Here is a 25554-nt window from a genome sequence, read left to right as displayed (position 1 = left end):
ACGCCTGTAAAATGGGTAAGGATACATAACCTGCCTGACTTTGTTTACTTTAACCACTCGCAGCACGTTTCTGTTGCCGGTGTGGAGTGCCAAACGTGCCACGGGCCGGTTGAAACCTTTGAGGTTATGAAGCAGCACTCGCCACTTACTATGGGTTGGTGTATTAACTGCCACCGTGAAACAGATGTGAAGGTAGAGGGTAACGACTACTATGCTAAAATCCATGAAGAGCTTGCCAAAAAATATGGCGTGCAGAAGCTTACTGCTGAAAACATGGGTGGTACTGAGTGTGGTAAATGTCACTATTAATCAATTTTTAAGAAGCTAATATCTATATACAAAATGGCATCAAACAAAAAATACTGGCAAAGTGTTGAGGAGCTGAAAGAAAACAGCTCTATTGTTGAGACGCTGAGAAACAATGAGTTTGTTGAGGAAATTCCTACTGATGAATTTCTTGGTGATAAGGAAACTTTGTCGTCTTCATCTACAAGCCGTCGTGACTTTTTGAAATATGTTGGGTTCAGTACGGCAGCCGCATCTCTTGCTGCCTGCGAAGGCCCGGTAATAAAGTCTATTCCTTATGTGGTTCAACCGGAAGAAATCATACCGGGTGTTGCAGATTATTATGCAACTACAATAGCTGATGGTTTTGATTTTGCCAATATAGTAATTAAAACACGCGAGGGAAGGCCGATAAAGGTTGAAAACAATTACCTTCCCGGTTCTAAAATAAAAGCCAATGCAAGGGTGTATGCCTCTGTATTGTCGCTGTATGACAGCATGCGTCTTAAACAGCCCCTTATTGCTGGTAAGCCGGCTTCATGGGAAGAAGTTGATGCTGCTGTGAAAACAGGCCTTTCACAGGCTGCTGCTACAGGTGGGCAGGTTGTGTTGCTTACCAATACCATGGCAAGCCCTTCAACAGATAAACTTATAGCTGAATTTGGCGCTAAGTACCCTAACTTTAAACATGTGGTTTATGATGCCGTTTCAGTTTCTGAAGCACTGGATGCTTTCCAGACTGTTTATGGTGAGAGGGCACTTGCGGATTATGACTTTTCTAAAGCTGACGTTATAGTTTCTGTTGGTGCTGATTTCCTTGGAGACTGGCAGGGTGGCGGATGTGATACCGGCTATGCTGAAGGTCGTATCCCTAAAAACGGAAAAATGTCTAAGCACATCCAGATTGAGGCTAATATGTCGCTTTCAGGTGCAAATGCTGATAAACGCATACCGCTTACGATAACAGAGCAGAAATATGCTTTAGTGAAAATATATAATGCAATTACAGGTTCCGGAATAAGTGTTCCTGCGCTTTCAAATAAAGCACATGAGGATGCTGTTACAAAAGCTGCACAGCAGTTAAGGGCAGCCGGATCTAACGGCGTTCTTGTTTCAGGGCTTGATGATGTTAACGCACAACTTCTTGTTATTGCTATTAACAATGCATTACAGTCGCAGGCGTTTAACCCCGGCGGTGCAAGGCTTATAAGAAAAGGCGATGCCAAAGCCGTGGCGCAGCTTATAAATGATATGAAAGCCGGTTCGGTACATACACTTATAATGAGTGGTGTTAATCCGGTATATACTTTGCCAAACAGTACAGATTTTACTGAAGGGCTTAAAAAAGTGAAGCTTTCTGTAGCTTTTTCTATGAAAGAGGATGAAACAGCTTCATTAACTAATATAGCGGCTGCGGCCCCTCACTATCTTGAATCTTGGGGAGATGTAAGCATCGCTAAAGGATATTACAGTATTACACAGCCTACTATCCGTCCCTTATTTAAAACAAGGCAGTTGCAGGATGCGCTTTTGGCATGGTCTGGCAACGCGCAGCCTTATTATGACTATCTAAAGGCTTCATCAGCTTCAAACGTTGCGGGTAAATCCTGGAACCAGTTAGTGCATGATGGTGTTTCTGTTTCAGAAACAATGCCAACAGCCACTGCGGGCAGTGCAGATTTTGCCGGAGCTGCAGGAAGGCTTGCACAGGCAAAACCATCCGGGGATTTAGAGCTTGTGCTTTATACTAAAATTGGTATGGGTGACGGGCAGCAGGCTAATAACCCATGGCTGCAGGAGTTTCCTGACCCAGTAACAAGGGTTTCATGGGATAACTATGTTACTGTTTCTAAATTTGATGCTGAGCGCCTTGGGCTTGAAAACTACAATGTGGCAAATGGCGGCCTTAACGGAAGCTATGTAAGCATTGAGGTAAATGGCAAAAAGCTTGAAAACGTTCCTGTTATTATACAGCCGGGCCAGGCAAAAGGTACTGTGGGCCTTGCTTTGGGATATGGCCGTACATCAGGTATGAAGAAGGAAATGCAGGTTGGCTTAAATGCCTATACTGTGTATAACAACTTTAACAGTGTACAAACCGCCAAGCTTACCAAAACCGCCGGCGATCATGAGTTTGCCTGCATACAGTTGCAAAAAACATTAATGGGTAGGGGAGATATTATAAAAGAAACCACCCTTGAGATATTTAATACTAAAGATGCTAAGGAATGGAATATTATTCCGCAGGTATCTTTAGACCATAAAGAGGTACCAGCTGCAACAGTTGACCTTTGGGAACAATTTGACAGGACTGTGGGGCACCACTTTAACCTTTCTATAGACCTGAATGCATGTACTGGCTGCGGGGCTTGTGTTATAGCCTGCCACGCTGAAAATAATGTGCCTGTTGTTGGTAAATCAGAAGTGAGGAGAAGCCGCGATATGCACTGGCTGCGTATTGACAGGTACTATTCTCACGAAGAAACATTTGCTGCCGATGTTGAACTTAAGGAAGGTACTTCAGGGTTAATGGATTCTATCAGCACATTTAATGCTATGGAAGACCCTGCAGAAAATCCTCAGGTAGCATTCCAGCCGGTATTCTGCCAGCACTGTAACCACGCACCTTGTGAAACTGTTTGTCCTGTTGCGGCAACATCGCATGGGCGCCAGGGGCAAAACCACATGGCTTATAACCGTTGTGTGGGTACCCGTTACTGTGCTAACAACTGTCCTTATAAAGTACGCCGCTTCAACTGGTTCTTATATAACAAGAATGAAGAGTTTGATTACCACATGAATGATGATTTAGGCCGTATGGTTCTTAATCCTGATGTTAATGTGCGTTCAAGGGGTGTAATGGAGAAATGTTCTCTATGTATACAAATGACACAAGCTACTATCCTTAACGCTAAGAGGGAAGGCCGCCGTGTAAGGAAAGATGAGTTCTATACAGCATGTACAGAGGCTTGTGGCTCCGGGGCTATGGTGTTTGGCGATGTTAATAATGAAGAAGATACTGTTGTTAAACTTAAAGAGGATAACAGGATGTATCACCTTCTTGAACATATAGGAACCAAACCAAATGTATTCTATCAGGTTAAGGTTAGGAATACTTAGTAACAAGAAATAATTAATAAGAAACAATATAAAGGATATGTCGTCTCATTACGAAGCACCCATTAGAAAACCTTTAATTATAGGTGACAAGAATTATCACGATGTAACAGTTGATGTTGCAAGGCCGGTGGAAGGCAGGGCTAACAAGCAATGGTGGATAGCATTTACTATTGCGCTTGCCGCTTTCCTTTGGGGTGTAGGTTGCGTTGCCTATACTGTAGGTACAGGTATAGGTACATGGGGATCAAATAAAACAGTTGGATGGGCCTGGGATATTACCAACTTTGTTTGGTGGGTAGGTATCGGCCACGCAGGTACGCTTATCTCTGCGGTACTACTATTATTCCGCCAAAAATGGAGAATGGCAATTAACCGTTCTGCCGAGGCAATGACAATTTTCTCGGTAATACAGGCAGCTATGTTTCCTGTATTCCACATGGGCCGCCCCTGGCTTGCATACTGGGTAATGCCGGTGCCAAACCAGTTCGGTTCCCTTTGGGTTAACTTTAACTCGCCACTACTTTGGGACGTGTTTGCAATTTCAACATACCTTTCGGTATCACTGGTTTTCTGGTGGACAGGTTTACTTCCCGATTTTGCAATGCTTCGCGACAGGGCAATAACACCATTTACAAAAAGGGTATATTCAATATTAAGCTTCGGATGGAGCGGACGTGCTAAAGACTGGCAGCGTTTTGAAGAGGTTTCTCTTGTACTTGCAGGCTTGGCAACCCCACTTGTACTTTCAGTACACACTATTGTATCTTTTGACTTTGCTACTTCCGTAATACCGGGATGGCACACTACAATCCTTCCGCCTTACTTCGTTGCGGGAGCTATCTTCTCTGGGTTTGCAATGGTAAATACCTTGCTTATCATTATGAGGAAGGTATCTAATCTTGAAAATTATATTACAATACAACATATTGAGCTAATGAACATCGTAATTATGATTACGGGTTCTATTGTGGGTACAGCCTATATTACGGAGCTTTTTGTTGCATGGTACTCAGGAGTTGAATATGAGCAGTATGCCTTCCTTAACAGGGCAACAGGGCCTTACTGGTGGTCTTACTGGCTGATGATGACCTGCAATGTTATCTCTCCGCAGGTAATGTGGTTTAAAAAGATCAGGACAAGCATTATGGCTTCGTTCATCATCTCTATCGTGGTAAATATAGGTATGTGGTTTGAGCGTTTTGTAATTATTGTTACATCGCTGCACAGGGATTACCTTCCTTCTTCATGGACAATGTTCCAGCCTACATTTGTAGATGCAGGTTTTTATATCGGTACAATTGGTTTCTTCTTCGTGCTTTTCCTTCTGTATTCAAGGAGCTTCCCTGTAATTGCACAGGCAGAGGTTAAGTCGATAATGAAAACATCAAGCGAAAAGTATAAAAAACTGCACGCGGCACACGATAATCATTCACATTCAGAACATAATCATTAAGATCATGACTAATAAAGTTATACACGTATTATATAATGATGATGATATCCTGATGGATGCGGTAAAAAAAACCCGCGCAGCGCATCATCATATAGAAGAGGTTTATACACCTTTTCCCGTTCACGGCCTTGATAAGGCTATGGGGCTGGCTCCTACAAGGCTTGCTATATGCTCTTTCTTATATGGTTGTGTTGGTTTAACTGTTGCTACAGCAATGCTTAACTATATAATGATTAATGACTGGCCACAGGATATAGGCGGTAAGCCTAGCTTTAGCTTTATCCAGAATATGCCTGCATTTGTTCCTGTAATGTTTGAAATGACAGTGTTTTTTGCAGCACACTTAATGGTGATTACTTTTTATATGAGAAGTAAGCTATGGCCGTTTAAAGAAGCTGAAAATCCTGATGTAAGAACTACTGACGACCATTTCCTTATAGAAGTTGCCGCTCATGGTAATGTAGATGAAATGGTTTCATTCTTTGAGAACACAGGCGCTGTGGAAGTAAAAGTAATTGAAAAGCACTAACAGACTATGAAAGTATTATATAAAATAGCACTATTGGCAGGTATTTCAGCTGCGTTTACTTCCTGTTTTGACAAGTCGCGCCCGAATTACCAGTATTTCCCTAATATGTATGAGCCGATTCCATATGAAACCTATTCAGAGGTAGAGGCTTTTCCTAATGGCAAGGAAGGACAAATTCCTGCGCAGGGTTCTATACCGCGAGGGTTTACTCCATATGAGCATGAAAACTCTACAGCAGGATATGATTTGGCTAAAGCTAACCTTAAATCACCTTTAGCTGCGGATGAGATTGATATGCCAAGGGCAGAACAGCTTTTTACCATTTACTGTGCTATTTGCCACGGTGATAAGGGCGACGGAAAAGGAAACCTTGTTAAAAGGGAAAAGTTTCTTGGTGTGCCAAGCTATAAAGACAGGGAAATTACTGAAGGAAGCATATTCCATGTAATTACTTACGGTTTAAACTCTATGGGTTCGCATGCTAACCAGCTTAACCAGGAGGAACGTTGGCAGGTTACACACTACGTACTGAAACTAAGGAGTGAATTATAATTGTAGAACACTGAAAGCATAAAATATGTACACATTTTCAAGTAGATTAAAAACTTTTTCGTTTGTCCTGATGATCTTGGGTGTTCTTGGGATAGGCTATAGTTTTTTCACTGCACCTAAAACTGTTGAAGACGTAGAAAAGATACTTGCGGCAGACAGCCACCATGGAGGACATGGTTCCCATGAAGGCCATGCCCATGAAATAACTACCGGTGAAGCGAATGCTACCGAAGTTCACGGACAGGATGCCACAGAGCATGCTATACATGATAAAATAGAACATAAAGAGAATTTAGAGAAACATGTAACAGGAAGCCATGAAGTTGATTCTGTTGGCCAGCCTGCTCATGATACAGCGCATGCTGAACCTGTTGTTGCTGCACACGGTGCAACAGACCATCATGCTGATGAAGCACTTACAGGTGCAGGGCATAATGATGCACACCATGAACATTTGGAGCATGTATTGCACCAACTGCAAAACAAGCCTTGGGCTGCCGTTTATGTTGCTGCTATATTTTTTATGCTTATATCTTTAGGTGCACTTGCTTTTTATGCTATACAAAATGCTGCCCAGGCAGGATGGTCTCCTGTATTGTTCAGGGTTATGGAAGGTATATCGGCCTACCTTATACCAGGAGCAATAATTTTCTTTGTATTGCTGCTACTGGGTGTTTTCCATGTTCACCACCTGTTTATATGGATGGATCCTGAAGTTGTGGCGGAAGACCACCTTATACAAGGAAAATCGGGCTATCTTAATGCAACGTTCTTTATTATAAGGGCTGTTATATTTTTAGGTGGCTGGATTTTATACCGCCAGTATGCAAGGAAAAACTCATTATTGCAGGATGACGCTAATGATAACCTATACTACAAGAAAAACTTTAAGGCTGCTGCCACTTTCCTTGTATTCTTTATTGTATCCGAATCTATAATGTCATGGGACTGGATAATGTCTGTTGACCCACACTGGTACAGTACATTATTCGGCTGGTATGTGTTTGCAAGTTTCTTTGTAAGCGGTATTACAGCTATTGCTATGGTTACTTTATACCTTAAGGCAAAAGGATATCTTGAGTTTGTAAACACAAGCCACATACACGATTTAGCTAAATTTATGTTTGGTATAAGTGTATTCTGGACATACTTATGGTTCTCTCAGTTCATGCTTATGTGGTATGCCGATATACCGGAAGAAGTAACCTACTTTGTTACACGTATAGAGCATTATAACCTGCCTTTCTTCGGCATGGTAGTTATGAACTTTGTATTGCCGGTTATAATCCTTATAAATACTGACTTTAAACGCCTTTCATGGATAGTTGTACTTGCAGGTATCATTATACTTTGCGGACACTATATTGATTTTTATAACATGATTATGCCGGCAACCGTGGGCGACCAGTGGTTTATTGGCGCAGGCGAAATAGGTGCAATACTATTCTTCTTTGGGTTATTTATATTCGTTGTGTTTACATCATTAACTAAAGCACCGCTACTTGCTAAGCATAACCCGTATATTGAGGAAAGTAAGCATTTTCATTATTAATATTTAAAGAAATAAACAAATGACAAGTTTATTGATAATTATAGTTTTAGTTTTATTAGGCATTGCAATATGGCAATTAACTAAAATATTCCACCTTACACAGATAGGTGCATCACAGCATGCTGATGACCATCAGGAGGTTGCAAATGACAGGGATAATAATGTTAATGGTTACCTAATGTTTGCATTTGTGGGCTTTATTTACCTGTTTACCATATACTCTTTATGGAAATGGGGTAAGGTTGCACTTGGCACACCAGCTTCAGAACACGGGCCGCAGTATGATAACCTAATGGCTACATCGCTTTGGCTTATATTTATAGTACAAACAATAACACAGTTTTTGTTACACTTTTTTGCATACAAATACAGGGGCAAAAAAGGTAGGGTTGCTTTTTACTATGCCGATAACGACAAACTTGAATTTATCTGGACAATTATACCGGTTATAGTACTTGCAGGTTTAATTCTTTACGGATTATATGCATGGACTAACATTATGTTTATTGATGAGGATAAAGAGGATGTAATGTATGTTGAAGTTTATGCCAAGCAGTTTAGCTGGGAAGTAAGGTATGCCGGTGAAGATGGTGTGCTTGGAAAGGCTAACGTTAGGTATATAGAAGGTGTAAATACTTTGGGTGTTGATATGTCTGACCCTAATGCACAGGACGATATTGCTTCAACAGAGCTTCACCTGCCAAAAGGGAAAAAAGTAATTTTTAAATTCCGTTCGCAGGATGTTTTGCACTCTGCATACTTTCCTCACTTCAGGGCTCAAATGAACGTTGTTCCCGGTATGGTTACGCAGTTCGGCTTTACACCAACCCTAACAACAGAAGAAATGCGCCAGGATCCGCAAATCATGGAAAAGGTTGCGAACATCAACACTATCAGGTCTAAGAAAAGCGCTGACCTTGTAGCTAAAGGTGAATCTGCTTTAGAGCCTTATACTTTTGACTATCTTTTGCTTTGTAATAAAATTTGCGGTGCTTCGCACTACAACATGCAGATGAAAGTAATAGTTGAAGATGAAGCAGACTTTAATAAATGGCTGGGCGAAAGGAAAACAATGGCTGCCGCTGTTAAAGAGTCTAAAGAGCAGGCTGCTGAGGCTGCCGCTGAGACAAAATCATCTGAAGTAATTGAGCCGGTTGCTGATTCAACTGCAACTGCTGCGCAAAACGCAGCCCAGGCCAACGTAGATAAAAAATAACATTGTTTAGTATATTTCAAATTAAAAAAATATGTCAGCAGTAGGACACGAAATACACGGTCACGAAGAACACGGTCATCACGATGCACATGATCACCACCATAAAGATACCTTCATTACAAAGTATATCTTTAGTATAGATCATAAGATGATTGCCAAGCAATACCTTTTAACAGGTGTTGTAATGGGTATTATTGGTATTATGATGTCAATATTATTCCGTATGCAGATTGCATGGCCTGAAGAGTCTTTCACTATTTTTAAAGTTTTATTAGGCGAAAAATTTGCTCCAAACGGAGTGATGCGTAATGATATATACCTTGCTTTGGTTACCATTCATGGTACTATAATGGTATTCTTTGTTCTTACGGCAGGTTTAAGTGGTACTTTTAGTAACCTGCTTATTCCGCTGCAAATTGGTGCCAGGGATATGGCATCCGGGTTTATGAATATGCTTTCTTACTGGCTGTTTTTCCTTTCGTCAGTAATTATGGTTATTTCACTATTTGTAGAGGCAGGCCCTGCTTCTGCCGGATGGACTATATACCCGCCATTAAGTGCATTGCCACAGGCAATTCCGGGCTCTGGTGCAGGTATGACGCTTTGGCTGGTTTCAATGGCCATATTCATTGCGTCATCGCTTATGGGGTCACTTAACTATGTGGTTACCGTAATTAATTTAAGGACAAAAGGTATGTCTATGACAAGGCTGCCGTTAACAATATGGGCTTTCTTTATTACTGCCGTTATTGGTATAGTATCATTCCCTGTATTACTTTCTGCTGCACTGCTTCTTTTGTTTGACCGTAGCTTTGGTACTTCGTTCTTCCTTTCGGATATTTTTATTGCAGGCGAAGTATTGCACTATCAGGGAGGTTCTCCGGTATTGTTTGAGCACCTTTTCTGGTTCCTTGGTCACCCTGAGGTTTACATTGTACTTTTACCGGCACTTGGTATTACTTCTGAAATTATTGCAACCAACTCACGCAAGCCTATCTTTGGTTACCGTGCGATGATTGCTTCTATATTAGCTATCGCATTCCTTTCAACAATTGTATGGGGGCACCACATGTTCGTTTCAGGTATGAACCCTTTCCTTGGTTCTGTATTTACCTTTACAACGCTTCTTATTGCAATACCATCGGCAGTTAAGGCATTCAACTACATTACTACATTGTGGAGGGGTAACCTGCAGATGAATCCTGCAATGCTTTTCTCTATAGGCCTTGTTTCTACCTTCATCACTGGTGGTTTAACAGGTATTATTTTAGGTGACAGTACACTTGATATCAACGTTCACGATACTTACTTTGTTGTAGCCCACTTCCACCTTGTAATGGGTATATCTGCCCTTTACGGTATGTTTGCGGGTATTTACCACTGGTTCCCGAAAATGTTCGGAAGAATGATGAACAAAACACTGGGATATGTACACTTTTGGGTAACTGCAGTTTGTGCTTATGGGGTATTCTTCCCAATGCACTTTTTAGGTATGGCAGGCTTACCGCGCCGTTATTATACCAACACTGCATTCCCTTTATTTGATGACCTTCAGGATGTAAACGTGTTGGTTACAATGTTCGCCATAATCGGTGCAGCATTCCAGTTGGTATTCCTTTGGAACTTCTTCTACAGCATATTTAAAGGTAAGAGGGCTCCAATGAACCCATGGAAATCTAATACGCTTGAATGGACAGCACCTGTGGAGCATATACACGGTAACTGGCCGGGTGAAATACCGGAAGTTTACAGGTGGCCTTATGACTACAGCAAGCCTGGGCATGAAGAGGACTTTGTTCCTCAAAATGTGCCAATGAAGGAAAATGAAGAACAATTACACCATTAATATTGGTTTTAAATACAAAAGCCCCTCACCAGAGGGGCTTTTTTGTTAATATTGCCTTAGTTTATTCACTGCTTTACTGCCTTTTAGTATCTTTAATAAAAATAGGATAATGAGCAGAGAAAGTAATTTTGAGATTAATGAATCGGAAAGCCAGTTTGAACTTCATTTAAATGATGGGCTGGCTTTTTTAGAATATCACAGAGAGGAAAATAAAATATTCCTTACGCACACAGAGGTGCCTGAGCAGTTAAGAGGTAAGGGTATTGCGGCTGAACTTGTAAAGCACACGCTGCAGTATTGCAGGCAAAATAATTTAATTGTGGTGCCTGCCTGCGCCTATGTTGCAAAATACATTGATAAAAATCCGGAGTGGAGGGATATCCTGTCTGAAGGTTATCAAATGTAATTATTGCTAAATTCAGTTATCTTTGCCAGATGAATGAAAACTTAAATCCTACTAACCAAAATTATAATGCCGAAGAGCTTGACCTTGAAAAAAAGCTCAGGCCATTATCATTTGAGGATTTTACAGGGCAGGACCAGGTGCTGGAAAACCTTCAGATTTTTGTGCAGGCAGCTAATTTAAGGGGTGAGGCGTTAGACCATACCCTTTTTCATGGCCCGCCCGGACTTGGTAAAACAACACTTGCCAATATCTTGGCTAATGAACTGGGTGTAGGTATCAAAATTACATCTGGGCCTGTACTGGATAAGCCCGGTGACCTTGCCGGCCTGCTGACCAACCTTGAAGAGCGGGACATTCTTTTTATAGACGAGATACACAGGCTTAGCCCAATTGTGGAAGAATACCTTTATTCTGCAATGGAGGATTTCCGTATAGATATAATGATAGAGTCAGGGCCCAATGCCCGTTCCGTACAAATAGGATTAAATCCTTTTACACTGGTAGGCGCAACTACACGTTCAGGGTTGCTTACTGCCCCAATGCGTGCCCGTTTTGGTATATCCAGCAGGCTGCAGTATTACACTACCGAATTACTTACCACTATTGTACAACGAAGTTCTGCAATACTAAAAATGCCCATTACCATGGAGGCGGCTATAGAAATTGCTGGTAGAAGCCGTGGCACACCACGTATAGCTAATGCTTTATTGCGCAGGGTTAGGGACTTCGCTCAGATAAAAGGCAATGGAAAAATAGATATAGAAATAGCAAGGTTCTCATTAAGGGCGCTCCATGTAGATGCGCATGGGCTTGATGAAATGGATAATAAAATATTAACCACCATTATAGATAAGTTTAAGGGTGGCCCGGTTGGGCTTTCTACATTGGCCACTGCGGTATCGGAAAGTGGGGAAACCATAGAGGAAGTATATGAACCCTTTTTAATACAGGAAGGCTTTATTATCCGCACACCACGAGGACGGGAAGTAACAGAAAAGGCTTATAAACATTTAGGCAGGGTAAAATCAGGTAATCAGGGAGGCTTGTTTGATTAATAAGTTAGAAGTCAGTAATTAGAAAGCAGATCAATTTATGGCTCAGGAATTAAAAGACAGGACTATGCAGTATGCATTATCCATTCTAAGCATTGTAGAGCAGTTATCTTTTAGTACATCCTCTAAAGTTGTGGCTTATCAACTTGCTAAAAGTGGTACTTCAGTAGGGGCTAATTACAGGGCAGCCTGCAGGTCAAGAAGTGATCGGGAATTTATTGCTAAAATGGAAATTGTATTGGAAGAAGCGGATGAAACGTTATATTGGCTTGAAATAATTGAAGCGAAAAATTGGCTTTCAGCTAATATAGTTAATACAGTTTGGAAAGAAGGTAATCAGTTAACCGCAATTTTTGTAACTTCACTAAAAACCGCTAAAGCGAAATTAAATTAGTTCTAACTTCTGAATTCTGAACTCCAAAATTAAATACTCGCAATTTATAAAAAGCGAAGCAAAACGCCTCGGCTTTTTATCATGTGGCATAGCAAAGGCCGGATTTCTTGAAGAAGAAGCCCCACGGCTTGAAAAATGGCTTAATGAAAGCAGGCATGGTAAAATGCAGTATATGGAGAATCATTTTGATAAGCGCCTTGACCCTACATTGCTTGTTGATGGAGCCAAAAGTGTTATATCGCTGCTGCTTAATTATTATCCTACCCACAAGCAGGTATCGGATAGCTACAAAATATCAAAATATGCCTACGGTCAGGATTATCATTTTGTTATAAAGAGTAAACTAAAGGAGTTACTTTATTCTGTAAACGAAAATATAGGTGAGGTAAACGGTAGGGCATTTGTTGACAGCGCACCTGTTCTGGATAAGGCATGGGCTGCCCGGAGTGGGTTGGGCTGGATAGGAAAAAACAGCAACCTGCTTAGTAAGCAGGTGGGCTCTTTCTTTTTTATAGCGGAATTGATTGTAGATATTGAATTGGAATATGACCTTCCGGTAACAGATCATTGCGGAAGCTGCACGGCCTGTATAGATGCCTGCCCCACACAGGCTATAGTACAACCTTATATAGTTGACGGTAGCAAATGCATATCATATTTTACTATTGAACTAAAAGATAATTTACCGCAGGAATTGAAGGGCAGTTTTAATGACTGGGCTTTTGGTTGTGATGTATGCCAGGATGTTTGCCCCTGGAACCGTTTTTCAAAACCTCATAGCGAACCGCTTTTCAGCCCAAACCCCGACCTGCTCTCCATGACAAAGAAAGATTGGGAAGAAATAACAGGGGATACTTTCAGCAAAGTTTTTAAAAACTCGGCTGTAAAGAGAACAAAATTTGAGGGGCTGAAAAGGAACATCAATTTTTTAAAAGAATAAATCCGCCCCGGGCACTATTGCTAACATTTTTCAAAATACTATTTACAAGCAACTACGCTTAATAAATAGTATTAAAAATTTCTTAATTACATTCATAGGTTTACCTTTGTAAACTTGTTATTTAATAATAATAAACATGAACAAGTATAGCAAAAGGCGTGAAGCACTGCTTTATCATGCCAAGCCGCATCCCGGGAAAATCCAGGTTATACCCACAAAAAAATATGCTACCCAAAGGGATTTGTCGCTGGCTTACTCGCCAGGAGTAGCCGAACCCTGCCTTGAAATAGCCAAAGATGTAAATAATGTTTATAAATATACTACTAAAGGAAACCTTGTTGCCGTAATATCTAATGGTACTGCTGTATTGGGGCTTGGGGATATAGGGCCTGAGGCATCAAAACCTGTGATGGAAGGTAAAGGCCTTCTGTTTAAAATATTTGCGGATATTGACGTTTTTGATATTGAGGTAGATACCAAGGATGTAGATAAGTTTATTGAAACAGTAAAAAATATTGCCCCCACATTTGGCGGTATCAACCTTGAGGATATTAAAGCACCGGAGTCTTTTGAAATTGAAAGAAGGCTGGTAGAGGAGCTTAATATACCGGTAATGCATGATGACCAGCATGGTACTGCAATTATCTCTTCGGCGGCATTGCTTAATGCAGTTGAACTGGCGGAAAAAGAAATAGATAAAGTTAAAGTGGTAGTGTCCGGCGCCGGTTCGGCGGCACTTGCATGTGCCAACCTTTACCTGCTTTTAGGTGTTAAGGTGGAAAATATTGTAATGTTTGATAAGGATGGTATGCTGACGCTGGAAAGGACAGACCTTTCGGAAGTGCAGCGCAGGTATGCAAAACCGGATAAACAATCACTAAGCGAAGCCATAAAAGGAGCCGATGTATTTTTGGGGCTTTCAGTAGGCAATATACTTACACCCGAAATGCTGCTGGCAATGAATGCAAATCCAATTGTATTCGCAATGGCCAATCCTGTACCTGAAATAGATTATGACCTGGCGGTTGCCACGCGTGATGATATTATTATGGCAACGGGCCGTTCAGACCATCCTAACCAGGTAAATAACGTATTAGGTTTCCCGTATATATTTCGTGGTGCGCTTGATGTAAGGGCTGCTAAAATAAATGAAGCCATGAAAATGGCGGCAGTAAGGGCACTGGCCGAACTTGCAAAGGCCCCTGTGCCTGAACAGGTAAATATAGCCTATGGTGAAACAAAACTAAATTTTGGCAGGGAGTATATTATACCCAAGCCTTTTGACCCACGTCTTATAGCCGTTGTAGCCCCGGCAGTTGCCAAGGCGGCTATGGAATCGGGTGTTGCACAGCAGCCGATAGCCGACTGGGATAAATATACAGAGGAGCTTTTAGAGCGTTTGGGTAATGATAATAAAATGGTTCGCCTATTAACCAACCGTGCCAAAACCGACCCCAAAAGGATTGTATTTGCAGAAGCTGACCACCTTGACGTACTAAAAGCCGCGCAGATTGTAATGGAAGAGAGGATAGGTATACCTATACTTTTGGGTAATAAGGAAATTATTACCGAATTGATGCAGGAAATAGATTTTGACGGCGAGGTTGAAATTATAGACCCCAAGATAAATGAGGAAAATGAGCGCCGTAACCGTTATGCCGATGTGTTTTGGAAGGCAAGGCAGAGAAGGGGCGTGAGCTACCTTGATGCCCAGAAATGGATGCGGGAACGCAACTATTTTGCCGCAATGATGGTTAATGAGGGCGAAGCTGATGCTATGGTAACAGGTTATTCAAGGAGCTATCCATCGGTGGTTAAGCCGGTAATGCAGCTTATAGGCAAAGCACAGGGCGTAACCAAAATTGCCACGACTAACATGATGCTCACCAAAAGAGGGCCTATTTTCCTTTCGGACACGGCAATAAATCCTGACCCTTCTGCAGATGACCTTGCAAAAATAGCACTTATGACAGCCCGTACGGTGCGAATGTTTGGTATGGAGCCTGTACTGGCAATGGTGTCATTTTCAAATTTTGGCTCATCGGAAGATAAAAGCGCAAGCAAGGTAAGGGAGGCTGTATCGTTTTTACATAAAAATTACCCTGACCTTATAGTAGATGGTGAAGTCCAGGCTGATTTTGCGCTGAACCCGGAAATGCTTAAAGATAAATTCCCGTTCTCCAAACTTGCAGGGAAAAAGGTTAATACCCTTATTTTTCCTAATCTTGAGGCAGCCAACATAACTTATAAGCTTTTAAAAGAGCTCAATAAGGTAGTGTCAATAGGGCCTATCATGCTGGGTATGGATAAGCCTGTGCATATTTTCCAGCTTGGTGCAAGTGTTGAAGAAATGGTAAACATGGCTGCTGTTGCCGTAGTAGATGCGCAGGAAAAGGAAAAGCGCTTTAAAATGGCTAAAAAGTAGATTTTAACTCAACTTTAAAGAATTTTACTATTTTTGAAAACGATTAATTTACAGCTATGATAGCACATCTTCAGGGAAGATTAGCAGAAAAATTGCCGACTGAGGTGGTGATAGATTGCAATGGGGTAGGATACCAGTTACACATATCACTGCATACCTATTCGCTGCTGCCGGATTCTGAAAATATAAAACTGTACACATTCCTGCAGGTTAAGGAAGATGCGCATACTTTATTCGGTTTTGTTGAAAAATCAGAGCGGGAGCTTTTCAAGCTGCTGATATCGGTTTCGGGCATAGGTGCGGGCACAGCACGTACAATGCTTTCCTCTATGGCCCCAAAGCAGGTTATACAGGCCATAGCGTCGGGAGATATTGCAACAATACAGTCAATAAAAGGAATAGGTAATAAAACGGCACAGCGCGTAATACTGGACTTAAAGGATAAAGTGTTAAAACTGTATGATTTGGAAGAAGTTTCTGTTTCTGCTTACAATACAAATAAAGATGAAGCGTTATCTGCGTTGGAGGTGTTAGGTTTTAATAAAAAGCTGGCAGAAAAAGCCATTGATAAAATTATTAAAGAAACCCCTGAAGCCAATGTGGAAACTATTATAAAACAAGCATTAAAAAATTTATAGTCCTTGAGAACAGAATACTCCAAGAATTTTATTTGCAATAAATTAAAATACGTTATTTCTGTATTGTTCCTGTTTTTTGGTTTTGCCATGCAGGCACAGGTGGACGAAGAAGATGAGGAATCACGCGATACTATAAAGGGATATGATGCAGGCAGGGTGGAAATACCCAATCCTAAAAGCATTGTAGAGGCGTATACCTATGACCCTGTAACCAACAGGTATGTATATACCAATAAAGTTGATGGCTTTAATATAAACTACCCTATTATACTTACACCCCAGGAGTATGAGGAACTGGTGCTTAGGGAATCAATGCGGGAATATTACCGCCAAAAATCAAAAGCTATAGATGGCAAGGGAACCGAAGAGGAACAAAAAAACCTATTGCCACGCTATTATGTAAATTCAAGCTTTTTTGAAACCATATTTGGCAGCAATACTATAGATATTAAACCCCAGGGTTCGGTTGAACTTGATTTGGGGGTTCGTTATACCAAGCAGGATAACCCTGCCCTTTCGCCACGCAACAGGAGTACCTTTACTTTTGATTTTGACCAGCGTATAAGCATGAGCCTGCAGGGTAAAGTAGGTACAAGGCTGGCGGTTAATGCCAACTATGATACTGAATCTACCTTTGCCTTTCAAAACCTTATAAAGCTGGAATATACCCCAACGGAGGATGATATACTCCAAAAAATTGAGGTGGGTAATGTTAGTTTCCCATTATCCAATTCACTTGTGCGTGGGGCGCAAAGCCTTTTTGGTGTAAAAATGCAGCTTCAGTTTGGTAAAACTACTTTTACCGGTATTTTCTCAGAACAAAAATCACAGACAAAAACAATTACGGCGCAGGGCGGCGGTGCGCTTCAGGACTTTGAGCTTTTTGCTCTTGAGTATGATAGCGACAGGCATTTTTTCCTTTCGCAGTATTTCAGGAACCTGTATGATTATTCCCTGCGTAACTACCCTTTGATTGACAGCAGGGTACAAATTACCCGGATTGAGGTTTGGGTTACCAACAGGCAGAACAGGATTAACCCGACCGAGAACAATTCAAGGAATATTTTGGCAATACAGGATTTAGGGGAAGGCCCGCTGACAAGATATACTGTTTCAGGTATAACAAGTGAGGACATAACTCCTGAAGCTGTAGGTTTTGCCAGTCCCGGCGGTGCACCTTCGGGATTTTTTAATGTAACACAAAACCAGCCACCGGATAACAGTAATAATAAACTTGACCCTACCCTAATTGGTACAGGTACAGGGTGGCTTGACCCTTCTGTTAGGGAAATAGTTACTGTTACCAACGGTAGTTTTACCAACGGGCTTGATGCTAATGAAGGGCGCGACTATTCCAAGCTTGAAAATGCACGTAAACTTTCGCCCAGCGAATATACTTTCCATACACAGTTAGGTTATATATCCCTTAACCAAAGGCTTAATAATGATGAAGTCCTTGCCGTAGCCTATCAGTACACCATAGGCGACCAGGTTTACCAGGTGGGTGAGTTTGGTACTGACGGTGTAGATGCAACGGTGGTTACTAATCCCGGGGATACCGGCACACAGCCTGCTGTTTCTACAAAAAGCCTTATACTGAAGCTATTAAAAGGTACTTTGGTTAACGTTAATGAACCTACATGGGACCTGATGATGAAAAACATCTACCAGATACCTAATGCGTACCAGCTTAGCCAGGAAGATTTCCGTTTCAATATTTTATATACCGATCCTTCACCGTTAAACTATATAACCCCCGCAGGTGGCGTGCCATTACCTGAGGATGTGGCGGATACCCCATTGTTGCGGGTGTTTAATGTTGACAGGCTTAATTACACCAATGACCCGCAAGAGGGCGGAGACGGTTTTTTTGACTTTGTACCCAACCTTACTATTGATACCCAGAATGGGCGTATAATATTTACAACCGCAGAGCCTTTTGGTGAGTACCTGTTTGACAAACTCTCCACATCGCCTACCGAGAATTATGACGACCAGAATGAAACCACTTATAATGCCAACCAAAAACGCTATGTGTACCGCAGTATGTACCAAAGCACACAGGCTGCAGCTTTGCAAAACAGCGAGAAAAACAAATTCCAGCTGCGCGGGCGTTTTAAATCAAGTGGTGGCGATGGTATATCATTAAATGCATTTAATATACCACAGGGCTCCGTTGTGGTTAAGGCCGGAGGGCGTGTTCTTGTGGAAGGTGTTGATTATACAGTTAACTATCAGATAGGCCGCGTGTATATATCAGACCCGTCACTGCAAAATACACCGATTGATGTTTCCCTTGAAAACAATAACGTATTCGGGCAGCAGACAAGGCGTTTTGCAGGTTTTAATATAGAGCATAAGTTTAACGACAAATTCCTTGTAGGGGCAACATTGCTCAATATGTCCGAAAGGCCATACACAAGCAAAACCAATTATGGGCAGGAGTCGGTTAACAATACTATTTTCGGCCTGAATACTATTTATTCTACAGAGGTTCCTTTCTTTACAAGATTGGTTAACAAACTACCTAATATAGATACTGACGCCCCTTCTAACTTCTCCTTCAGGGGTGAGGTGGCTTACCTTTTGCCGGGAGCTTCCAAAGCCGACCAGTTTAACGGTGAGGCTACTACCTATGTAGATGATTTTGAGGGTTCACAAACTAATATAGATGTCCGCGGCGCGCAATCCTGGTATTTATCCAGTGCTCCGGCAAGCCTATTTCCTGCAGATACCCCGCCCACTAATGACCTTTCGTATGGGTATAACAGGGCAAAGCTGGCATGGTACAGTATAGACCCTACATTTTATACCAGCCAAAGGCCGTCAGGCATTACAGACGGAGACTTAAGGTCTAACCGTACAAGGCGTATTTATTATGAAGAACTTTACCCTGTAACCGATGTTCCACCGGGGCAGTCAAGGGTAGTAAATACGCTTGACCTTTCCTACTATCCGCAGGAAAGGGGGCCTTATAACTTTAACCCTGTACTGGCTGGTGGTACCACTTTTACCGAAGCACAGGCTCCGGATAACTGGGGAGGTATAATGAGGGCAATAAACTCTACCAACTTTGAGCAGACAAATGTTGAATACATACAATTCTGGATGCTTGACCCTTATTATGGAAATGCTGATGATGTAACAGGTTCGGACAATACAGGCTTCCTTGAAATAAACCTTGGTGAAATATCGGAAGATATATTAAAGGATGGCCGTAAGCAATATGAAAACGGATTGCCGGAAGCTGGGGGCAACCAGCCTGTTTTTACTACAGCATGGGGAGATGTCCCTGTTTCGCAGTCGCTTATTTATGCTTTTGATACCAATACTGCCAACAGGAATGTGCAGGATGTGGGTCTTGATGGTTATACCGATGCGGAAGAAGCTATTGCTTTTCCTGAATTTGCAGGGCTTTCTGACCCTGCGGGGGATAACTACCAGTTTTTCCTGAGCGCAAGCGGAAATGTGCTTGACAGGTACAAGAATTATAACGGCATGGATGGTAACTCTCCTGTAGATGTAGGCAATACCAACAGGGGGGCAACCACATTGCCTGATACTGAAGATATAAACAGGGATAATACCATGAACACCATTGATGCCTATTTCAGGTATCGGGTGGCTATAGAACCGGGAGTACAGCCGGGGCAGGGGTACGTGGTTGACGAAAGGGAAGTACAGGGGCAGGTTCCCGGTGGGGGCACAACACCCGCAAGGTGGCTTTTATATAAAATACCGGTTGATTCGCCCAATATGCCAGAAGTAGGCGGTATTGCAGATTTCCGTTCCATAAGGTTTATGAGGGTATTTTTAACGGGTTTCCGCAGGGATGTAACATTACGTTTTGGTGCGTTTGACCTTGTTAGGGGAGAATGGAGGCGTTTTGTAAATTCTCTTGACCCTAATGAAGACACACCTACCAATGAGCTTGATAATACAGGGTTTGATGTTGTTGCATTGAATATACAGGAAAATGGCGACCGTGAGCCGATACCTTATAAATCGCCGCCGGGTGTACAGCGCGAGCAGCTTTATGCCAACAATGCAGTAATAAATCAAAATGAGCAGGCCCTTTCATTAAGGGTATATGCAACTGATGGCAGTGTAAACGGCGGGCTTGAGCCACAGGATTCGCGCGCTGTGTTTAAAAATGTAAATGTTGATATGCGCCAGTTTAAAAAGCTAAGGATGTTTTTACATGCCGAAGCTTTGCCAAGCCAGGTTAACCCAAGCCAGGAAGACGGCGGCCTAGAATCAGGGGAAATAAGTGGGTTTATCCGTTTTGGTAACGACTTTACTGAAAACTTTTACCAGGTAGAGAAGCGACTTTTAAAAACACCTTTCGGTGCAAAAAGGGAAGAGGATATCTGGTATGATGAAAACGAGATACTGGTAACGCTTTCTGCATTAACCAAACTTAAAATAAAAGTGTTGAATGGCGATGCCGACCTTCCGGCACCTGATGCCAATGGTATTGTATATATGCAGGCAAACCTGCTTGATTCTTCTTTAAGCGAAAATATGACCATAGGTATTAAAGGTAATCCTAATTTTGGTTTTGTGCGTACTTTAATGGTGGGCGTTAAAAACAACCTTCCGGCTACAAGCAACCGCAGTATAAGGGGTGAAGTATGGTTTAATGAGCTTCGCCTTTCGGATATGGATAATAAGGGCGGTATGGCAGCAGTAGCCAATATGGATACCAATTTTGCCGATTTTGCCACTGTTTCGGCAACAGGAAGATTAAGTACTATTGGTTTTGGTACTATTGAGCAGGGGCCTAATGAAAGAAGCAGGGAAGACACTAAACAATATGACCTTGTTACCAATGTTAATTTAGGTAAGCTATTGCCTAAAAAATGGGCTATAAACCTGCCGTTTAATTATGCTGTGGGCGAAGAAATTATTACACCCGAATATGACCCTTTTCAACAGGACGTAAAACTTGACCAGCTCATTGATGTAACACAGGATGAAGCCGAAAAGGAAAACCTGCGCCAAAGGGCAATTGATTATACTAAAAGGAAGAGTATAAACTTTATAGGTGTAAAAAAGGAAAGGTCGCCGGAGCAGAAACCTCATATTTATGACCCTGAAAATGTTACGCTTTCCTACTCCTTTAACCAGACGGAGCACCATGATTATGAAATTGAAGACCTGCTTGACCAGCAGGTAAGGGTAACGGCTGATTATAACTATACTTTCCAGAGCAAGCCCGTAGAGCCGTTTAAAAATACCGGCTTTATGAAAAAAAGCGAGTACTGGAAAATACTGAGGGATTTTAATTTTAATTACCTTCCTTCCAATCTGTCATTCAGCACCAATATAATAAGGCAGTATAACAGGCAGCAATACAGGAATGTTGATGTTGAGGGTATTGCCATAAGCCCGCTGTACAGGAGAAATTATTTCTTTAATTACCAGTATGGCTTCAATTATAATATTACAAAATCGCTTAAGTTTAATTACCAGGTGGCTACAAGCAACATTGTGAGGAATTACCTTGATGAAAACAACAGGCCGATACAGGAATATAATATATGGCAGGACTTTTGGAATACTGGCGAGCCTAATCAGCATACACAACAGTTTGTAGTAAATTACGACCTTCCGATTAACAAAATACCGGCACTTGCATTTGTAAAGTCGGCTTACTCCTATACGGCTAACTATAACTGGCAGCGTTCTTCCGATGCGCTTTCACAAATTGAGTCAGGCGGTATAATTTACCAGTTGGGTAATACCATACAAAACAATAACACCCATAAACTTAATACAACTTTCAATATGGATTTGTTGTATAAGTATATTGGTATCGGGGTAAAAAAACCGGCAGCAAGAAATGCTGCGCCTAAGGCACCGCCAAGGCCGGGGGAAAGGATTACTTCTGCACCCGCACAGCCGCAAAACGGCAATACATTTGTAGATGGTCTTTTAGGTGTGCTTACAAGTGTAAAAAGCATACAGGTGAATTACAGTGAAGTGAACGGTACTTTATTACCGGGCTTTTTGCCGGGGGTTGGTTTCCTGGGCACTACAAAGCCTACACTTGGCTTTATTTTGGGCAGCCAGGATGCCGATGTTAGGTATGAAGCAGCAAAAAGAGGCTACCTTACCAATTATGAGGAGTTTAACCAGAACTTTACCCAGACAAAAACACAAACGCTTGATTATAATGCTACAGTGGATTTATTCCCTGATTTTAAAATAGAGCTGATAGGGAACAGGAAATATACCAATAACTATTCTGAGCAGTATGATGTTAACTATTATCAGGACAGGGAATCTACTATCCTTACAGATGAACTTCACTACCACTCACGCTCCCCTTATGACTATGGTAACTTTGAAATTTCAACCATACTTATAAAAACTGCGTTCAGCACGAGCGATGTTAACGGTTCTGAAGCCTTTGATCAGTTTAGGGAAAACAGGCTTGATATTGCCAACAGGCTGGCTGCACAGCATTATGGCTCTACAAATTTCCCAAGGTACGGAGACCCTACATTACCCACAAACGAGTTTGCAACTGCTAATGCAGGATACCCTGTAGGCTTTGGTAAAAACAGCCAAAAGGTTTTATTGCCTGCATTTTTGGCGGCTTATACAGGGCAGGATGCCTCAAAAGTATCAACAGGGCTGTTCCGCAATATACCAATACCAAACTGGACAGTACAGTACACCGGCTTAATGCGCTATAAGTTTTTTAAAGACAGGTTTAAGTTCTTTACCCTGAAGCATGGTTATAAAGCAAGTTATAATATTAATGCGTATCGCTCTAATCTTGATTATGTAGCGGGAATTAATGACGATGTAGCACAGTTTTATGATAAGAACTTCTATACAAAAGATATCATATCAAATGTCAATCTTACGGAGATGTTTAACCCGTTGATTAAGGTTGATTTAGAAATGAAGAACTCTATAAAAATACTTGCTGAAATTAAAAAGGACAGGACTTTAAACCTTAGCTTTGATAACAACCTGCTTACCGAGGTGAAAGGAAATGAATATACACTGGGGCTTGGATACCGTATAAAAGACGTAACCATTAATTCGCGCCTTGCAGATAACCCTACCAATACAATAAAAAGTGATATAAACCTTAAGGCTGATTTTACCTTAAGGAAAAACGAAACTATTGTGCGTTACCTTGATTATGATAATAACCAGCTGGGTGGTGGCCAGGATATGTGGTCGGTTAAGTTTACAGCCGATTATGCCTTTAGTAAAAACCTTACGGCTATATTTAATTATGACCATTCTTTCTCTAAGGCTGTTATATCAACCACCTATCCTATAACCAATATAAGGGCATGGTTTACGCTGAGGTACATATTTGGAAATTAAGATAAAAACTTTTTTAAATAATCATATAAAACATACATTTGCCTAAAACAAACTAACAATGAATATTCCTGCAGATTTAAAGTACACAAAAGACCACGAGTGGGTTAAAATAGAAGGCGATACAGCTATAGTGGGTATTACAGATTTTGCCCAGAAAGAACTTGGCGATATTGTATATGTAGAAGTGGAAACGCTTGACCAGACATTGGCTAAAGACGATGTTTTTGGTACGGTAGAAGCGGTAAAAACTGTTTCTGACCTTTTCCTGCCTTTATCAGGTGAAATAATTGAGTTTAACGATTCGTTGGAAAGCACGCCTGAAAAAGTGAACAGCGACCCTTATGGCGAAGGCTGGATGGTTAAGGTAAAAATAAGCGACCCGTCTGAAGAAAGCGGGCTGTTAAGCAGCGACCAATATAAGGAGCTGATAGGTGCTTAACAGGTTTTTATGGCCGGCAGCACTTTGGACTGTATTGATTACGGTATTAAGCCTTATGAGCAATTCCCGTATTGAAAGTATAGACAAATTTGATCTTCCGGACGCAGATAAATTTGTTCATTTCATATTCTATTTTACCTTTACCATATTATGGTATCTTTTTTTACGCTCGGTAAGGGTGTTTAAAAGTTTAGCCAGGCTAAGGTTTTTAATCTTTATAGTTGCCGTTTTGTATGGTGCCTGTATTGAGGCCTGCCAGTTTTTGTTTACAGAAGGCAGGAGTGCCGATTTACTGGATGCATTAGCAAACAGCCTCGGCAGTGGTTCCGCTATACTTATTTTATGGCTTTTGGTAAAAAAGAAAAGAGATAATAATTAACTTTAATCCCCTGAACTATTCAGGGGATTATTTTTTGGACTATGGATATAAAACAATATTTAGATTCTACCTACTTAAAAACGGCTGCGCAGGCAGGGGTTACAGAAGAAGAAAACATTGAAACAGCAAAGCATTATATTAATGAAGCTATAGCAGAAAAGTTTAAGCTTATTATGATAAGGCCGGAAATGGTTAGAATAGCTTCATCGTTAACAGATGCTGCCGATTCTCTTGTTTTGGTAGGTACTGTTATAGATTTTCCTGAAGGAAGTGCCCCGCTGTTTGATAAGCTGAAGGAAGCACAGCAGGCTATTGACGATGGTGCTGATGAACTTGATTATGTTATAAATTATACTGCCTTTAAGGCGGGGGATATTGATAGTGTTAAAAAACAGGTTTATGAATGTACTGCTTTAGGGCTAAAAAATAATAAAACGGTTAAATGGATTATTGAAACCGCTGCCCTAACCGATAGTGAAATAGTAAGGCTGTGTGTGCTGATTAAAAATGTTGTGCTTTCCCATTTTGAGGAAAGATATTATGAGCGGGTTTTTGTAAAGTCATCAACAGGGTTCTATAAAACCGAAGGCGGGGCGCCTAATGGTGCAACCGTACCGGCAATAAAGCTCATGCTTGAAAATTCATTTCCTTTACCGGTTAAGGCTTCTGGTGGTGTGCGCACTTATGATGAGGCCATAGAGATGATTTCACTTGGCGTTAAGCGCATAGGTACATCTTCGGCAAAGGCAATAGCCTATGGTGGTTCGGCTGAAAGCAGTTACTAAATAAAAAACCTTCCCGGTTTAGGGAAGGTTTTCTCTTTCATAGCAATTTTGTAACGAATTTTTCTTTTTGGTAACAACTTTAAATTTTAAACAAAACCTTACGAAAGGGACGTTACATATAATAGATGCGCCATAAAAGGAAAGGTTGCGTCGGTACAGAAAAAAAATAATAAATAATCTGATGCTTCTT

At 41.3% G+C, this 25554-nt stretch carries 18 protein-coding genes; all 18 read left to right on the top strand.

Annotation, left to right across the window (positions count from 1 at the left end; genetic code table 11):
• Nucleotides 1-309 (top strand): cytochrome c3 family protein (locus GSF09_RS10255; protein WP_201309349.1); only part of this gene is annotated, 309 nt, incomplete at its 5' end.
• A 33-nt stretch (nucleotides 310-342) separates the two neighbouring features.
• Entirely contained in the window at nucleotides 343-3405 is a 3063-nt protein-coding gene (locus GSF09_RS10250; RefSeq protein WP_159801034.1) for a TAT-variant-translocated molybdopterin oxidoreductase, read from the top strand.
• Between the two features lie 37 nt (nucleotides 3406-3442).
• Nucleotides 3443-4858, top strand: coding sequence for an NrfD/PsrC family molybdoenzyme membrane anchor subunit (gene nrfD / locus GSF09_RS10245; RefSeq protein ID WP_159801032.1), 1416 nt, complete (start codon nucleotides 3443-3445; stop codon nucleotides 4856-4858).
• A gap of 4 nt (nucleotides 4859-4862) precedes the next feature.
• Complete coding sequence (locus GSF09_RS10240) at nucleotides 4863-5387, top strand: DUF3341 domain-containing protein (RefSeq protein ID WP_159801030.1); 525 nt, start codon at nucleotides 4863-4865, stop codon at nucleotides 5385-5387.
• Nucleotides 5388-5393: 6 nt separating this feature from the next.
• Complete coding sequence (locus tag GSF09_RS10235) at nucleotides 5394-5939, top strand: cytochrome c (protein WP_159801028.1); 546 nt, start codon at nucleotides 5394-5396, stop codon at nucleotides 5937-5939.
• A gap of 25 nt (nucleotides 5940-5964) precedes the next feature.
• On the top strand, nucleotides 5965-7491 hold the full coding sequence (locus tag GSF09_RS13795; protein WP_236564879.1) for a quinol:cytochrome C oxidoreductase: 1527 nt from the start codon (nucleotides 5965-5967) through the stop codon (nucleotides 7489-7491).
• A 19-nt stretch (nucleotides 7492-7510) separates the two neighbouring features.
• Nucleotides 7511-8707 carry a cytochrome c oxidase subunit II gene (locus tag GSF09_RS10225; protein ID WP_159801026.1) on the top strand — a complete coding sequence of 399 codons (1197 nt, stop codon included), beginning with the start codon at nucleotides 7511-7513 and terminating at the stop codon, nucleotides 8705-8707.
• A 31-nt stretch (nucleotides 8708-8738) separates the two neighbouring features.
• Entirely contained in the window at nucleotides 8739-10553 is a 1815-nt protein-coding gene (locus tag GSF09_RS10220) for a cbb3-type cytochrome c oxidase subunit I (protein ID WP_159801024.1), read from the top strand.
• A 109-nt stretch (nucleotides 10554-10662) separates the two neighbouring features.
• Nucleotides 10663-10959: a GNAT family N-acetyltransferase gene (locus GSF09_RS10215; protein WP_159801022.1), complete on the top strand. Its 297-nt coding sequence runs from the start codon at nucleotides 10663-10665 to the stop codon at nucleotides 10957-10959.
• Between the two features lie 29 nt (nucleotides 10960-10988).
• Nucleotides 10989-12014, top strand: a complete 1026-nt coding sequence (gene ruvB, locus GSF09_RS10210) for a Holliday junction branch migration DNA helicase RuvB (RefSeq protein ID WP_159801020.1) — start codon at nucleotides 10989-10991, stop codon at nucleotides 12012-12014.
• A gap of 37 nt (nucleotides 12015-12051) precedes the next feature.
• On the top strand, nucleotides 12052-12405 hold the full coding sequence (locus GSF09_RS10205) for a four helix bundle protein (protein WP_159801018.1): 354 nt from the start codon (nucleotides 12052-12054) through the stop codon (nucleotides 12403-12405).
• Nucleotides 12406-12418: 13 nt separating this feature from the next.
• Nucleotides 12419-13345, top strand: coding sequence for a tRNA epoxyqueuosine(34) reductase QueG (gene queG, locus GSF09_RS10200; RefSeq protein WP_159801040.1), 927 nt, complete (start codon nucleotides 12419-12421; stop codon nucleotides 13343-13345).
• Between the two features lie 136 nt (nucleotides 13346-13481).
• The gene (locus GSF09_RS10195) at nucleotides 13482-15770 is read left to right on the top strand and encodes an NADP-dependent malic enzyme (protein ID WP_159801016.1); all 2289 of its coding nucleotides are present in this window, start codon (nucleotides 13482-13484) and stop codon (nucleotides 15768-15770) included.
• Nucleotides 15771-15826: 56 nt separating this feature from the next.
• Nucleotides 15827-16408, top strand: coding sequence for a Holliday junction branch migration protein RuvA (gene ruvA, locus GSF09_RS10190; protein WP_159801014.1), 582 nt, complete (start codon nucleotides 15827-15829; stop codon nucleotides 16406-16408).
• 87 nt (nucleotides 16409-16495) lie between these two features.
• Nucleotides 16496-23761 (top strand): cell surface protein SprA, encoded by a 7266-nt coding sequence (sprA, locus tag GSF09_RS10185; protein WP_159801038.1) that lies wholly within the window; start codon nucleotides 16496-16498, stop codon nucleotides 23759-23761.
• Between the two features lie 58 nt (nucleotides 23762-23819).
• Nucleotides 23820-24200 carry a glycine cleavage system protein GcvH gene (gene gcvH, locus GSF09_RS10180; protein WP_159801012.1) on the top strand — a complete coding sequence of 127 codons (381 nt, stop codon included), beginning with the start codon at nucleotides 23820-23822 and terminating at the stop codon, nucleotides 24198-24200.
• Nucleotides 24193-24579, top strand: coding sequence for a VanZ family protein (locus GSF09_RS10175; RefSeq protein WP_159801010.1), 387 nt, complete (start codon nucleotides 24193-24195; stop codon nucleotides 24577-24579). The genes gcvH and GSF09_RS10175 overlap by 8 nt, the downstream gene beginning before the upstream one ends.
• 41 nt (nucleotides 24580-24620) lie before the next feature.
• Complete coding sequence (deoC, locus tag GSF09_RS10170; protein ID WP_159801008.1) at nucleotides 24621-25364, top strand: deoxyribose-phosphate aldolase; 744 nt, start codon at nucleotides 24621-24623, stop codon at nucleotides 25362-25364.
• Nucleotides 25365-25554 lie beyond the last annotated feature (190 nt).

The organism is Flavobacterium sp. MK4S-17 (genome assembly GCF_009848495.1).
Lineage (GTDB): Bacteria > Bacteroidota > Bacteroidia > Flavobacteriales > Flavobacteriaceae > Flavobacterium.
Note: the sequence above shows the minus strand (reverse complement) of the source record. Positions and strands in the feature narration are given on the sequence as shown.